Below are 13685 nucleotides of genomic sequence, written 5' to 3'. Positions count from 1 at the left end.
CGCCGCCGCCTCCGCCCACTCGCTGAACGATAGCTTTCGGCACTAGGGTTCCGGGCTGATTCGACTTCATAAATCCTTTTCCAATTGAATATGAGCGAACACACAGAGCTGGCGCTATCTCTGTTCCCTGATTTTACAGGCGATGATCGCCTCCGTATTGCCGACGCACTCAACCTGGTCGACGAATTGGGCATGGCAACTCCCGCTGACGCCTTGCCTCCACGCCCGAAAGGTATCGATGTCGCGGCGATTCTGACTTCGGTACATATCGATCTTGAAACCATTCTGGCGGCGGTTCTCAGCGATTCTCGCCTTACCGGCCTATTGAGTGATACCGAGTTGCGCCGACGCTTCGGCGACGTCGTTGCAGACTTGGTTAAAGACGTGCATTGGCTGAATAACGTCAGCATATACAGCCCGGACATGGCGAACGAGCCGAATCAGACCGAAACGCTGCGCCGCATGCTGTTGGCAATGACCCACGACGTCAGGGCGGTATTAATCAAGCTGGCCTATCGCATTCAACGCCTGCGCAACTTATTCCGCGAACAAACGGAAATCCGCCATTTCATCTCGCGGGAATCCCTGGACATCTACGCACCACTCGCCAATCGTTTAGGCATTAGCCAATTCAAGTGGGAGCTTGAAGATCTGGCATTTCGTTATTTGGAACCGGAACAATATCGAGCAATTACCGAATCTCTCGCGAGCAAGCGCGAGGAACGCGAGGCCTGCATCGAAGCATTTCTGGCAATGTTGCGCCAGACATTGGACCGGGAGGGAATCGCCGCAAAAATTTACGGGCGACCAAAACATATCTACAGTATCTGGCACAAAATGCGCCGTAAGCAGTTGGCCGTCGACGATCTTTACGATTTGCTGGCGGTCCGCGTCATCGTGGACACCTTACCCAGCTGTTATACCGTACTGGGTGTGGCACACAGCCACTGGCGCCACATTCCCAAGGAATTTGACGATTACATCGCCAACCCAAAAGAAAACGGCTATCAATCGCTACATACCGTGGTTTTGGACGAAACCGGCAATCGTATCGAAATTCAAATCCGTACCCAAGCCATGCACGAATTCGCCGAGCTAGGTGTTGCCGCGCATTGGCGTTACAAGGAAGGCAGCAAATATAACGCCGCCACCGAAAAAAACATTGCATCGCTTCGTCAGTTGCTGGAAGACAAAGACAACGGCAATCTCCTGGAAAACTTTCATACGGAATTGTTTTCCGACCGAGTATTTGTTTTAACGCCAGCCGGCAAATTGATCGACTTGATCAAGGGCGCGACGCCACTGGATTTTGCCTACGCGATTCATACCGAAGTGGGCCACGGCTGTCGCGGCGCCAAGATCAACGGTCAGATCAAACCGTTAACCTATAAGTTACAATCCGGCGAACAGGTCGAAATCATCACAGTCAAAAACGGCAACCCTAACCACAATTGGCTAAATCCCAACCTTGGCTATCTGAAAACGCCGAGGGCAATCAGCAAGGTGAAGAGTTGGTTCAGATACCAACAACAAGCGGCGAATATCGCATCTGGAAAACAGACTCTGGAAAAGGAAAGCAAACGACTGGGCATTAAAACGATCGATATCGACGAATTGATTAAGCACTTCAAGATGCAGGACACCGAGCATCTATACGAAGCACTCGGGCGCGGCGATATCAACAACCGGCAATTGGCCGGCGCATTGAAAATTCCTGAGTTGGAACCAATGCCGATAAAGCTTGCATCAGCCCAAAGTGCTCCACAAGCTGCGGTGATCATTGAAGACATCGACAATGTCGTCACCACGCTGGCCCAATGCTGCTCGCCAGTGAAAGGCGATGAAATCGTCGGCTATATTTCCCATAAACGCGGAATCACGGTTCATCGAAGCGATTGCGAAAACATTCGCCACTTGACGCCGGAACAACAATTGCATGTGATTAAAGCGGATTGGAGTGGTCACCACAAGATTCACCATAACGTGCCAATCCTGATTCACGCTTATAACGCGCCAAATTTGCTGGGTGACGTTTCGCAAATATTGACTGCTTCGAAAGCCCACATCAGTAACGCATCGTTAAAGACTCACGATGATTTGTCGGCAATTCTGCAAATGTCGATTCAGATCGAAAATACCGCGCAACTGAGTTCTATATTGGCTCGAATCAGTCATCTGCCCAACATTGTCGAAGTCAAACGCAAGGTTTGAAGTACTGAAACCCTTAAACGTCTTATCGTTAGCCACAGCACCTCTCACCGTGCTAACATAGGCGTTTTAATTTAAGGGCTTTTACTATGGCGAAAGAAGATCAAATCGAAATGGAAGGTAAGGTCATCGATACTCTACCGAATACGATGTTTCGAGTCGAGCTGGAAAACGGACACATCGTTACCGCACACATTTCCGGCAAGATGCGCAAGCACTATATTCGGATCCTAACCGGCGATAAAGTTCGTGTTGAGATGACTCCGTACGACCTGACTAAGGGGCGCATCACGTTCCGCAATCGCTAACCCGTTAGGGTCAGCGATTGCTCTGTCTTTATAACACCTGATTCAGCTCCGAAACCATCATCTGTTTGCCCTCAATCGCAAACGCCAAAGCTTCATTCTCAACATAGATACGCACATGCCCACCGTTGGCTAAGCGACCAAATAACAAATCCTCGGCAAGTGGTTTCTTGATTTTTTCCTGTATCAATCTGGCCATGGGTCTGGCTCCCATTTTTTCATCGTAGCCACGTTCCGCCAGCCAGGCTCGCGCGGTAGGCTCGAGCGTCAGGGTGACGTTCTTATCCGCCAGAACAGCTTCTAGCTCGAAAATGAACTTATCGACCACACTGCCAACCACAGTCATATCCAGCGACTTGAATTGTACAATTGCGTCCAACCGATTTCGAAACTCCGGCGAGAAACCGCGCTCGATCACCTTCATGCTGTCGGAAGCGTGATCCTGCTGAGTAAATCCGATAGAAGCCCGACTACCTTCCTCCGCACCTGCATTCGTGGTCATAATCATTATGATGTTACGAAAATCCGCCTTACGCCCGTTATTATCGGTCAACGTACCGTGATCCATCACTTGCAGCAACAAATTAAAGACATCCGGGTGCGCCTTTTCTAACTCGTCCAACAACAACACAGCATGGGGATGCTTGGTAACGGCTTCGGTCAACAAACCACCCTGATCATATCCAACATAACCGGGAGGCGCGCCAATCAGTCTCGATACGGTATGCCGCTCCATGTATTCAGACATATCGAAACGAATCAACTCTATACCCAATACCTTCGCCAACTGTCGAGTTACCTCGGTTTTACCAACACCAGTGGGCCCGGCGAACAGGAAGGAGCCAATGGTTTTACTGGTATCGCGTAATCCAGCACGGGACAATTTAATCGCGGTTGCCAACTCGCAAATCGCTTCGTCTTGGCCAAAGACCAACATCTTCAAGTTTTTCTCTAGATTGGCTAGTTTTTCTATGTCGCTGGACGACACCGACTGGGCCGGTACTCTAGCGATTTTAGAAACGATTTCCTCAATTTCCGGGATGTCTATCGTATCCTTGCGCCCCTCGCCAGTGAACAACCGCTGCCTGGCACCCGCTTCGTCAATCACATCGATCGCCTTGTCTGGCAGGTGCCGATCTGTAATATACCTCGCCGACAGTTCAACGGCGACTCGCAATGCTTCCTGGGTGTATTTCAGGCCATGATGTTCCTCGAAGCGCGACTTCAAGCCTTTCAAAATCAGCACCGTATCTTCAATAGAAGGTTCAACGACATCGATTTTTTGAAAACGTCGGGCTAGCGCGTGGTCCTTCTCGAAGATACCTCGGTATTCCTGATAGGTAGTCGACCCGATGCAGCGCAACTGACCGGAGGCCAGCACCGGCTTGATCAGATTTGATGCATCCATCACGCCACCGGAGGCCGATCCGGCCCCAATAATCGTATGTATTTCGTCGATGAACAAAATCGAATCGGGTTCCTTTTTTAACTGATTGATCAGGGATTTTAGGCGCTTTTCGAAATCCCCCCGGTATTTGGTACCGGCGACCAAAGCACCCATGTCTAATGAATAAATAACGCTGTTCAGTAGAATATCGGGAACGTTTTCCTCTACGATACGTTTTGCAAGACCCTCAGCAATCGCCGTTTTCCCAACACCGGCCTCGCCAACCAGTAGCGGGTTGTTCTTCCGGCGGCGGCATAGCACCTGTATTGTGCGCTCGACTTCCAACTCCCTACCGATCAGCGGATCAATATTGCCTTTTAGCGCCTCATCATTGAGATTGGTTGCATATTTTTCTAACGGACTTCCCATGGCTTCCGAACTGCCACGCTCGGCTTCCGGCTCCTCGGTATTTTCCTTTTTATACTGCTCGATCTTCGAAACACCGTGAGCCAAATAATTGACGACATCCAAACGGGTAATGTCCTGCTTATTCAGAAGATACACCGCATGGGAGTCCTGCTCACTAAACAACGCGACAAATAAATTCGCGCCTGTGACTTCTTTTTTATCCGACGCCTGAACGTGGAAAACCGCCCGTTGAAGCACCCGTTGAAATCCCAAAGTTGGCTGTGTTTCTCGCTGAACGCCTTCCGGTATCAACGAAATCGTTTCGTCGATAAAGCGAGTCAACTCAGCCCGCAGGGCATTCACATTACAGCCACAGGCAATCAGTATCGGTATCGTTGTCACGTTGTCCAGCAAAGCCAACAGCAAATGCTCGACTGTGATGAATTCGTGCCGCTTGGCATGCGCCACGGTAAACGCGGAGTTCAAAGTTACTTCAAGTTCTTTACTTAACATGACTACCTCTTACGCCTCTTCCATTGTGCACATCAGCGGATGATGATGCTCTCGGGAATATTCGTTGACAATATGTACTTTAGTCTCGGCTACGTCTTTAGTGTAGGTTCCGCAAACCCCGACACCTTGGGTATGAACTTGTAACATGACCTGCGTCGCCTTCTCTTCGGTCATGTTGAAAAAATGGGTCAGTATTTCAACGACGAAATCCATCGGCGTAAAATCATCGTTCAACAAAATCACCTTGTATAGGGGCGGCCGCTTCAACCGCGGCTTGGCTTCCTGTAGCGCCGTGTTAGCGTCGTTATCTCTAAAGGGTTCAAATTCGGACATAAGCTCTGGTGCTACAAGTATTACGTATGTTTCTAAAAATAGCGTCTTCAAAAGCAAATTTCAATCTTTGCGCAGTTAAAAAACATTTCGAGTAAAATGCCGGCCTTTTATCGTCAAATGTCAACAGGATGGTCTGGAAACCACACGTTACCGTTGCCGCGGTTATCGAGCGAGACGAGCGTTTTCTTCTGGTGGAAGAGACAACGACACGCGGGCTTGCGTTCAATCAACCAGCCGGACATCTGGAAAACGGCGAAGACCTGATCGACGCCGTCAAACGAGAAGTCAAGGAAGAGACTGCCTGGTGCTTCGAGCCTGAAGCCGTCATCGCCGTGCAACTCTGGCGGAGAGCCCCCGAAACACCGAGCTTCGTGCGCTTCTGCTTCAGCGGTAGCGTTAACAATCACGACATGGACCAAACGCTGGACGACGGCATTATCGCGACTCACTGGCTCAGCCGCAACGACATTTACGCTCGACAACAGCAACTGCGCAGCCCGCTGGTACTGCAAACCGTGGACGAATACCTTAAAGGCACCCGGCATCCGTTGACCCTGTTGCAATCATTTCTCGATTTCCCATGAACAAACACATCATCGTCGGCATGTCCGGCGGCGTCGACTCTTCTGTTACTGCTTTAGCGCTGCAAGAACAAGGCCACAAAGTCACCGGTTTGTTCATGAAAAACTGGGAAGAAGACGACGGCACCGAATACTGCACCGCGATGCAGGATTTGGCCGATGCACAGCAGGTTTGCGACCGTTTGGGCATTGAGCTGAAGACCGTCAACTTCGCCAGCGAATACTGGGATCAGGTTTTCGAAGTCTTTTTATCGGAATTCAAAGCTGGCCGCACACCCAATCCCGACATTCTTTGTAATAAACACGTCAAATTCAAAGCGTTTTTGGATTACGCAATCGAAGACCTGGGTGCCGAATATATTGCCACCGGCCATTACGCCCGCGTTCGCGAACAAGACGGCGAATTCCAATTATTAAAAGGCCTGGATCCCAACAAGGAACAAAGCTATTTCCTGTACGCAATGGGCCAGAAAGCTTTGTCACAAACCCTGTTCCCGATCGGCCACCTGCACAAACCAGAAATCCGGGCGATGGCCGATAAAGCAGGCTTCGCCAACAGCCGTAAGAAAGACAGCACCGGTATCTGCTTCATCGGCGAACGTAAATTCAGGGAATTCCTGGAACGCTATTTGCCCCACCAGCCCGGCGAAATGCGCACTCCGGAAGGTAAATATATAGGCAAGCATCACGGCTTGATGTATTACACGCTGGGCCAGCGACAAGGCTTAGGCATAGGCGGGGTTAAGGACGCGCCGGACGAGCCGTGGTTCGTGTTGGAAAAAGACCTGATCAACAATGTGCTGATCGTCGGCCAGGGCCACGATCACCCTTTGATGCTGCACAGCATATTGGAAGCCGGCCAACTCGACTGGTGCGGCATCAAACCCTTGACCGAAACCCTGCGTTGCGCCGCCAAGACTCGTTACCGTCAGCCCGACCAAGAATGTGTCGTCGAACCGATAGATGGCGGCCGCCGCGTCAAAGTCCGCTTCGACGAACAACAACGGGCGATTACGCCAGGGCAATCGGTGGTGTTTTATCAGGGCGAGGTTTGTTTGGGCGGCGGGATTATTGAATCGAAGTACAATGAATCGAATTGAATGGCAGCCTAAAGTGGTCAAGCAACTACGAAAAATAACCGATAAAGTATTGCGCGAGCATATCTACGATTCCACTCAAGTTTTGAAAGACTTCCCCGATTGCTCCCAAGTAAAAAAGCTGACCAAACACGCCTACAGCTATCGCTTGCGTATCGGCGGCTATCGGGTATTCTTTGAATTTGACGGCATCGTCAAGGTTGTTTCGATTGAAGAGGTGAAAAAACGTGATGAGCGCACTTACTAACGTACAAATTATCAACGGCATCGACGGCAACCCGGCTTTTGTGGTGATTCCCTATGCCGACTATCTGAAAGAACACGCGGCCAACAATGCCACTATTCCTAATGAAGTCGTTGGCGCCGTTATTAAACAAGACATTACCCCCATTAAAGCTTGGCGGGAATATTTGCATTTATCGACAGCCGAGCTAGCCACGGACTTAGGTATCTCAGAAGCCGAATATATTGATATTGAAAACCAAGATAAACCTCGCAGAAATATATTAAAAAAAGTCGCAACAGCATTAAGGATTACCGTTGCACAATTGACTGTTTAACAGGCTGTTGAAATTTAAAAATCTGCTCCAATTTTGCCCCCAAAAACGCATTTCCCGCAAAATAAAATTTTGTAAGTCCTTGATTGTTCATTGCAGCCAAATGCCTTTTAGCAACAAACAGAAGAATTTCGGAAGATTTTTTCCACCGAGTTTCTTTTTTCAACATCCTGCTAATGCATGGTTTGGAAGGCATTTCGAAGTGGCGTTTTGATGAAGTAATTTCAAATACGGAAAATTAATTTTTAAGCTTTATTTTTAGGATATACCAGCAATGACCCAATCCGCCCTCACCGCCATCTCCCCCATCGACGGCCGCTACGCCAACAAAGTCGACACCTTGCGCCCCATTTTTAGCGAATACGGCTTGATCCGTTATAGGGTCGAAGTCGAGGTACGCTGGCTGCAAGCCTTGGCTGCAGAAACCAAGATCGCCGAAGTGCCGGCCTTGTCCCCCGAAGCGACCGCCGCGCTGAATAAAATCGTCAGCAATTTTTCCGAAGCCGACGCCCAGGCGGTCAAAGACATCGAGAAAACCACCAACCACGACGTCAAGGCAGTTGAATATTTCCTGAAAGAAAAGATCAAACACAACACCGAACTGCACGCCGTCAACGAATTCATCCACTTCGCCTGCACCTCGGAAGACATCAACAACCTGTCTTATGCCTTGATGTTGAAGGAAGGTCGCGGCCTGATTCTGGCCGAGATCGACGCCACCGTTAATGCGATCAGGCAACTGGCCTTGGACAGCGCCGAGCAACCGATGCTGTCGCGCACCCATGGCCAATCGGCGACCCCAACCACGGTCGGCAAGGAATTCGCCAACGTCGTGGCCCGCATGCAGCGCCAACGCGAACAACTCGCCAAGGTCGAACTTCTGGGCAAGATCAACGGCGCGGTCGGCAATTACAACGCACATAGCGTCGCTTACCCGGATGTCGATTGGGCAGCGTTTGCACAAAATTTCGTCGAGTCGCTGGGTTTGACCTTCAACCCTTACACGATACAGATTGAACCTCACGATTACATGGCCGAGTATTTCCACGCCCTGTCGCGTTTCAACACCATTTTGCTGGACTTCGACCGCGACGTCTGGGGCTATATCTCGCTGGGTTATTTCAAGCAAAAAACTGTGGCCGGCGAAGTCGGCTCCTCGACGATGCCGCACAAGGTCAATCCCATCGACTTCGAAAATTCCGAAGGCAATCTGGGCCTGGCCAATGCGATTTTCGGCTTCCTGGCCGACAAACTGCCGGTATCGCGCTGGCAGCGCGATTTGACCGACTCGACCGTGTTGCGCAACATCGGCGTCGGCATCGCCCACACCAGCATCGCCATACAATCGACCTTGAAAGGCATTTCCAAACTGGAAATCAATCCGGCGTTACTCGACCAAGACCTGGACCAAAACTGGGAAGTCTTAGCCGAACCCATCCAAACCGTGATGCGCCGTTACGGCATCGAAAAGCCTTACGAAAAACTGAAAGAACTGACCCGCGGCAACCGCGTCACCGGCGAAGGCATGCGCGCTTTCGTGGAGAAACTGGAGATTCCAGCCGCTGCCAAGGCCGAATTACTGGCGCTGACGCCGCACAGCTATACCGGCTACGCAGCTGATTTAGCCAAGAAAATCGGCTAATCATTAGGACAGGTTGTTGCTGAACTTCATCTGGATATTCTTCTTCCTGAGCGCCTTCGCCACCGCCGCCTTCAAACTGCTGGTGCTGGGCGACACCCAGGTGTTTTCCGAGTTGATGAATGCGATGTTCAGCCTGGCTAAGACTGCGTTCGAGATTTCGCTGGGGCTGAGCGGCGTGTTGGCCTTGTGGCTGGGCCTCATGAAAATCGGCGAGCATAGCGGTTTCATCGACTTGCTGACCAAAGCGCTGAATCCGCTGTTCAACCGGCTGATGCCGGAGATACCGAAGGATCATCCGGCACTCGGCGCGATGGCAATGAACATCGCCGCCAACATGCTGGGCTTGGACAACGCCGCGACGCCGATGGGCATCAAGGCCATGCAGGAAATGCAGAGTTTGAATCCGCATCCCTACAAAGCCAGCGACGCGCAGATATTGTTTTTGGTGATCAACACCTCGTCGGTGACGCTGTTTCCGGTGACGATCTTCGCCTACCGGGCTCAGCTCGGAGCTGCCAACCCGACCGACGTGTTCATCCCGATTTTAATCGCCACCTATATGTCGACGCTGACCGGCTTGCTAGCGGTGGCCGCAGTGCAGAAGATAAACCTCCTGGACAAGGTGGTGTTGAGCTATCTGGGCGGTATCACCGCCTTGGTTGGCGGCCTACTGGCTTATTTCTCAGGACTCGATCAGGCCGAGATGCTGAAACAATCGGCCTTGGTCAGCCATGTGATTTTGTTCGGCTTGGTGGTGTCGTTCATCACCGCCGCTGCCCTAAAAGGACTCAATGCTTACGAGTTGTTCGTCGAAGGCGCCAAGCACGGTTTTCAAACCGCCATCACCATCATCCCGTATCTGGTGGCGATGCTGGTGGCCTTCGGGGTGTTCCGGGCCAGTGGCGCGTTGGAATTAATCACCGATAGTGTCCGACTGTTAATTAATGTTGCCGGCATTGACAATCGCTTCATCGACGGCCTGCCGACCGCATTGATGAAGCCATTCAGCGGCAGCGGCGCGCGAGCGATGATGATAGATACGATGCAAACGCGTGGTGCAGATTCCTTTGCCGGACGCTTGGCATCGGTGGTGCAAGGCAGCACCGAGACCACGTTTTATGTGTTGGCGGTGTATTTCGGTGCGGTCAACATCAAGCAGATACGCCATGCCGCCGCCTGCGGTATCGTCGCCGACCTCGGCGGGATGATTGCCGCGATTTTGGTAACGTATTGGTTTTTTGGTTAACGCCTATTGTTTGAATTCGTTGGGTTACGTTTCACTAACCCAACCTACATTTTTAGATATTTCATGCAGATACATTTAAAAACACTCGGTTGTCGCCTCAACGAAGCCGAACTGGAAACCTGGGCTCAAGCCTTTCAGGCCAAGGGCCACGGTATCACCTGCAATTTGAGCGACGCGCAACTGGTAATCATAAATTCCTGCGCGGTGACTCAAGACGCCGTGAAAAAATCCAAGCAAATGATACGCCGCATCCACCGCGATAATCCGCAAGCCAAACTGGTGGTCAGCGGTTGTTATGCGACACTGAATGAGGCAGAAGCCGCGCAATTGATGGGCGTGGACTTAATCGTAAGCAACCAGGACAAAAACCAGCTGGTCGAAAAAACCCTGACCGAATTGAATCTGGACAGCATGCCGGCGATGTCGACTGAGCCCGGCGAAGTGTCCTTGTTCAGCCGTGGCCGGCAACGCGCCTTTGTCAAAGTACAAGATGGTTGCCGTTACCACTGTACTTTCTGCATCGTTACGGTTGCCCGTGGCGAAGAACGCAGCCGACTTATTCAAGAAGTGGTCGACGAAATCAATGCCTTACATAAACAAGGCATCAAGGAGGCCGTGCTTACCGGGGTTCACCTTGGCGGGTACGGCAGCGACATCGGCAGCAATCTGGTCGAATTGATTACAGAGATCCTGGACAAAACCCAGATTCCACGCCTGCGCATGGGCTCCCTGGAACCGTGGGAATTACCGGACGGCTTCTTCGAATTATTCAAAAATCCAAGATTAATGCCGCACCTGCACCTGCCCTTGCAAAGCGGTAGCGACAGTGTTCTGAAACGCATGGCGCGGCGCTGCAAGACTGAAGAATTTAGGCAAATTGTCGAGCTGGCCAGAACAACGATCCCTCACTTTAATATTACCACCGATATCATCGTCGGCTTCCCGGGAGAAACCGAGCAAGAATGGCAGGAAAGCTATGACTACATAGAGCGCCTCGGCTTCGGCCATATTCATATCTTTAGTTATTCTCCCCGCGAAGGCACGGCAGCAGCAAATTTCCCAGGCCCGGTCGCCCAAGACCTGAAAAAACGGCGCAGCAAGCAATTGCACGATTTGGCAAAGATTCTGAAAGAGCAATTCATCATCGAAAACATCGCCTTCCTGGCGGATGTACTTTGGGAAGGTCAAACGCAAACGCTAGACAACGGCGATATCCGCTATTTCGGTTACACGCCGAATTACTTACGGGTAGCTTGCGATGTCAACGCCGATACGGCGTTGGAGAATCAAATTCAAAAAGTTCGGTTATCTACAGTTGAATCCGATTTTATTCGGACTGAAATAAACTGAAAGGCTAGGGACGGCGTTGTGCCGCACCCAGCCTTTTGTAGACGCACTTCAATAAGGATTCGGAGCAAGTGGACCAAAACCATCGTCTTTTTGTTCCTCAAACTTCAGCACATCGTCTTCAGGCACATTGCCATCCTTAATCAAATAATTCCGATTCGAGAAATATGCATCTCTGAAAAACTGGTACCGATCAATCGCTGCTTCGGACGCTACTTTTTCCATTCCCAACAAATCAGCACGGGCATCTATAACCTTCAACGCCCCAGAACCCGTGGAAACGGCGGCACCTATCCAGTTCGGATTGATATAAAAACCAACGTACGTGAAGGGGTTCATCGCCGCATCGCCCACTAACCCAATGACGCCGCGCGGGGAGCTAGGGCCAAAGAACGGCAGCACAACATAGGGTCCTGTTGGAACACCCCAGACCCCAAGAGTCTGATCGAAATCTTCGTTATGTTTCTGCAAATCCAACATACTTCCAACATCGACAAATCCGGCGACGCCTACCGCGGTATTCACCAGAAACCGCGCGCTGTCCTGGCCGGTTTGCAAAAACTTACCTTGTAACGCATCGTTAGCGATCACCCCGATATCGTCAATATTACTGAAGAAATTCGTCACCCCCTGATCGACGAAACTCGGCGTAATCCACCGATATCCCTTAGCAACCGGTTTCATGACGTAGTCGTCGACGCTATCGTTAAACGATTGGACGTTTCGATTCCATCCTTCCCAGGGATCCTTGGGATCTTTGCTATTGGTAGCCGCGCATCCGTTCAGCAGGGCAAGCGCCACGGCAGCCAGCCAAACTGTTTTCCCGTTTTGCATAATATTTACCTCGTTAATTGAATATTGTTTAAATCTATCCAAAACTCACGTAACATAACACACAACAGACTTATTTCGCCATTCACGTTCGATGGAAATTACTACCAACCCGCTAGGCAATCGGTTTCGCGGCTATCTGCCGGTCATCGTTGACATAGAAACCGCCGGGTTCAACCCCAAAAAAAACCCACTACTTGAAATTGCCGCCATCATAGTAGAACCGGATGAGCAGGGTTTGCTTCGGATTACCGAAAAACACCAGAGCAATATTATCCCTTTTAAGCATTCTGAATTGGATGAAGCGGCTCTCAAATTTACCGGCATCGACCCATATCATCCGTTCCGGATGGCCGTGGACGAAAAAGAGGCGCTCACAAAACTGTTTACGCCGATCAAAGCCGCTGTAAAACGTAACGAATGTAAGCGGGCCATTTTAGTGGGCCACAACCCATCTTTCGACGTCAATTTTCTCAATGCCGCGATTGAGCGCACGAATTTTAAGCGTAGCCCTTTTCACCCATTTAGTAGCTTCGATACCGCTACGCTTGGCGCTTTGGTTTATGGTCAGACCGTTTTAGCAAAAATAGCACAGGCGGCCGGACTAAGTTGGGATAACGAAAAAGCCCATTCCGCACTGTATGACGCCGAACAAACGGCCGAACTTTTCTGCTTGATAATTAACCGATGGAAGCGGTTAAGTGAACTTGAAGTGATTTAGAGTGATGGAGTCTGCCAATTCCCTCTCCGAAACCGGCAGATTTTAGAAAATCTCGACTACTGCACCGCACCAGCATTAGCCAACATGCTAGTCAGTTCCCCTCTCGTATAAAGGTCGGTTACAATGTCGCAACCACCGACCAGCTCGCCCTTAATATACAGTTGTGGGTAGGTTGGCCAATTAGAATAGACTTTCAAGCCTTCACGAACCTCTGGATCTTCAAAAATGTTGATATACGTGTATTTTGCGTTGCAGGCACCCAAAATCTGAACAACCTTGCTCGAAAAGCCACACTGTGGAAACTCTGGCGAGCCTTTCATATAAAGCACGGCCGCATCGCTAGCCAATTGATTTTGAATTCGTTCGGTAACACTCATAGGAACTCCCTTGCTTATCAATTTAAGTTAGGTAATTCTATCAACCTACAGACTTATTACATAGTATTGTTGACGCAACAAATTGTATTCGAAAATCGAATTACGCAAACGCACAAAAAAAGCCCGCCTATT

The 13685-nt window shown here is 50.4% G+C and carries 14 protein-coding genes; 10 read left to right on the top strand and 4 right to left on the bottom strand.

Annotation, left to right across the window (positions count from 1 at the left end; genetic code table 11):
• The first annotated feature begins 90 nt into the window (after positions 1–90).
• Both A1355_RS05845 and infA read left to right on the top strand, forming a co-directional pair.
• A complete protein-coding gene (locus tag A1355_RS05845; RefSeq protein ID WP_064025943.1) occupies positions 91–2211 on the top strand; it encodes a RelA/SpoT family protein in 2121 nt (706 codons plus the stop codon).
• Positions 2212–2297: 86 nt separating this feature from the next.
• The gene (gene infA / locus A1355_RS05840; protein ID WP_064025941.1) at positions 2298–2516 is read left to right on the top strand and encodes a translation initiation factor IF-1; all 219 of its coding nucleotides are present in this window, start codon (positions 2298–2300) and stop codon (positions 2514–2516) included.
• A gap of 28 nt (positions 2517–2544) precedes the next feature.
• Here infA and clpA read toward each other — a convergent pair whose 3' ends face one another.
• Together clpA and clpS are read right to left on the bottom strand one after the other, a co-directional pair.
• Positions 2545–4821 (bottom strand): ATP-dependent Clp protease ATP-binding subunit ClpA, encoded by a 2277-nt coding sequence (gene clpA, locus A1355_RS05835; protein ID WP_064025938.1) that lies wholly within the window; start codon positions 4819–4821, stop codon positions 2545–2547.
• Positions 4822–4830: 9 nt separating this feature from the next.
• Positions 4831–5154, bottom strand: a complete 324-nt coding sequence (gene clpS, locus A1355_RS05830; RefSeq protein ID WP_064025936.1) for an ATP-dependent Clp protease adapter ClpS — start codon at positions 5152–5154, stop codon at positions 4831–4833.
• 128 nt (positions 5155–5282) lie between these two features.
• Here clpS and A1355_RS05825 point away from each other — a divergent pair, with 128 nt between their 5' ends.
• From A1355_RS05825 to mtaB, 7 genes are all read left to right on the top strand, one after another.
• The gene (locus A1355_RS05825; protein ID WP_064025934.1) at positions 5283–5738 is read left to right on the top strand and encodes an NUDIX hydrolase; all 456 of its coding nucleotides are present in this window, start codon (positions 5283–5285) and stop codon (positions 5736–5738) included.
• Complete coding sequence (mnmA, locus tag A1355_RS05820) at positions 5735–6835, top strand: tRNA 2-thiouridine(34) synthase MnmA (RefSeq protein WP_064025932.1); 1101 nt, start codon at positions 5735–5737, stop codon at positions 6833–6835. Before A1355_RS05825 ends, mnmA begins: the two co-directional genes overlap by 4 nt.
• Positions 6822–7079: a type II toxin-antitoxin system RelE family toxin gene (locus A1355_RS05815; protein WP_064025930.1), complete on the top strand. Its 258-nt coding sequence runs from the start codon at positions 6822–6824 to the stop codon at positions 7077–7079. The genes mnmA and A1355_RS05815 overlap by 14 nt, the downstream gene beginning before the upstream one ends.
• Positions 7063–7392 (top strand): helix-turn-helix domain-containing protein, encoded by a 330-nt coding sequence (locus A1355_RS05810; protein ID WP_064025928.1) that lies wholly within the window; start codon positions 7063–7065, stop codon positions 7390–7392. The genes A1355_RS05815 and A1355_RS05810 overlap by 17 nt, the downstream gene beginning before the upstream one ends.
• 271 nt (positions 7393–7663) lie before the next feature.
• Positions 7664–9031 carry an adenylosuccinate lyase gene (purB, locus tag A1355_RS05805; protein WP_064025926.1) on the top strand — a complete coding sequence of 456 codons (1368 nt, stop codon included), beginning with the start codon at positions 7664–7666 and terminating at the stop codon, positions 9029–9031.
• A gap of 16 nt (positions 9032–9047) precedes the next feature.
• Complete coding sequence (locus A1355_RS05800) at positions 9048–10277, top strand: nucleoside recognition domain-containing protein (protein WP_064025945.1); 1230 nt, start codon at positions 9048–9050, stop codon at positions 10275–10277.
• 63 nt (positions 10278–10340) lie between these two features.
• Entirely contained in the window at positions 10341–11627 is a 1287-nt protein-coding gene (gene mtaB, locus A1355_RS05795) for a tRNA (N(6)-L-threonylcarbamoyladenosine(37)-C(2))-methylthiotransferase MtaB (protein ID WP_064025924.1), read from the top strand.
• A gap of 48 nt (positions 11628–11675) precedes the next feature.
• Here the strand turns inward: mtaB and A1355_RS05790 are convergent, their stop codons facing one another.
• Positions 11676–12458: a VacJ family lipoprotein gene (locus tag A1355_RS05790; protein WP_064025922.1), complete on the bottom strand. Its 783-nt coding sequence runs from the start codon at positions 12456–12458 to the stop codon at positions 11676–11678.
• A gap of 91 nt (positions 12459–12549) precedes the next feature.
• Between A1355_RS05790 and rnt the strand changes: the two genes are divergently transcribed.
• A complete protein-coding gene (rnt, locus tag A1355_RS05785) occupies positions 12550–13176 on the top strand; it encodes a ribonuclease T (RefSeq protein ID WP_064025920.1) in 627 nt (208 codons plus the stop codon).
• A gap of 56 nt (positions 13177–13232) precedes the next feature.
• On the opposite strand, the gene grxD is transcribed toward rnt, so the two are convergent.
• Positions 13233–13553 (bottom strand): Grx4 family monothiol glutaredoxin, encoded by a 321-nt coding sequence (gene grxD, locus A1355_RS05780; protein ID WP_064025918.1) that lies wholly within the window; start codon positions 13551–13553, stop codon positions 13233–13235.
• Between the last annotated feature and the right edge of the window lie 132 nt (positions 13554–13685).

The organism is Methylomonas koyamae, assembly GCF_001644025.1.
Taxonomy (GTDB): Bacteria; Pseudomonadota; Gammaproteobacteria; order Methylococcales; family Methylomonadaceae; genus Methylomonas; species Methylomonas koyamae_A.
This window is presented reverse-complemented; position numbering and strand designations above follow the sequence as displayed.

What these genes read in the sequence shown, in the direction of transcription:
- rnt (WP_064025920.1), top strand. Translation starts at nt 12,550, where the DNA reads ATGGAAATTACTACCAACCCGCTAGGCAATCGGTTTCGCGGCTATCTG.
- grxD (WP_064025918.1), bottom strand. Translation starts at nt 13,553, where the DNA reads ATGAGTGTTACCGAACGAATTCAAAATCAATTGGCTAGCGATGCGGCC.
- mtaB (WP_064025924.1), top strand. Translation starts at nt 10,341, where the DNA reads ATGCAGATACATTTAAAAACACTCGGTTGTCGCCTCAACGAAGCCGAA.
- clpS (WP_064025936.1), bottom strand. Translation starts at nt 5,154, where the DNA reads ATGTCCGAATTTGAACCCTTTAGAGATAACGACGCTAACACGGCGCTA.
- A1355_RS05810 (WP_064025928.1), top strand. Translation starts at nt 7,063, where the DNA reads ATGAGCGCACTTACTAACGTACAAATTATCAACGGCATCGACGGCAAC.
- A1355_RS05845 (WP_064025943.1), top strand. Translation starts at nt 91, where the DNA reads ATGAGCGAACACACAGAGCTGGCGCTATCTCTGTTCCCTGATTTTACA.
- A1355_RS05825 (WP_064025934.1), top strand. Translation starts at nt 5,283, where the DNA reads ATGGTCTGGAAACCACACGTTACCGTTGCCGCGGTTATCGAGCGAGAC.
- A1355_RS05790 (WP_064025922.1), bottom strand. Translation starts at nt 12,458, where the DNA reads ATGCAAAACGGGAAAACAGTTTGGCTGGCTGCCGTGGCGCTTGCCCTG.
- mnmA (WP_064025932.1), top strand. Translation starts at nt 5,735, where the DNA reads ATGAACAAACACATCATCGTCGGCATGTCCGGCGGCGTCGACTCTTCT.
- infA (WP_064025941.1), top strand. Translation starts at nt 2,298, where the DNA reads ATGGCGAAAGAAGATCAAATCGAAATGGAAGGTAAGGTCATCGATACT.
- purB (WP_064025926.1), top strand. Translation starts at nt 7,664, where the DNA reads ATGACCCAATCCGCCCTCACCGCCATCTCCCCCATCGACGGCCGCTAC.
- clpA (WP_064025938.1), bottom strand. Translation starts at nt 4,821, where the DNA reads ATGTTAAGTAAAGAACTTGAAGTAACTTTGAACTCCGCGTTTACCGTG.
- A1355_RS05815 (WP_064025930.1), top strand. Translation starts at nt 6,822, where the DNA reads ATGAATCGAATTGAATGGCAGCCTAAAGTGGTCAAGCAACTACGAAAA.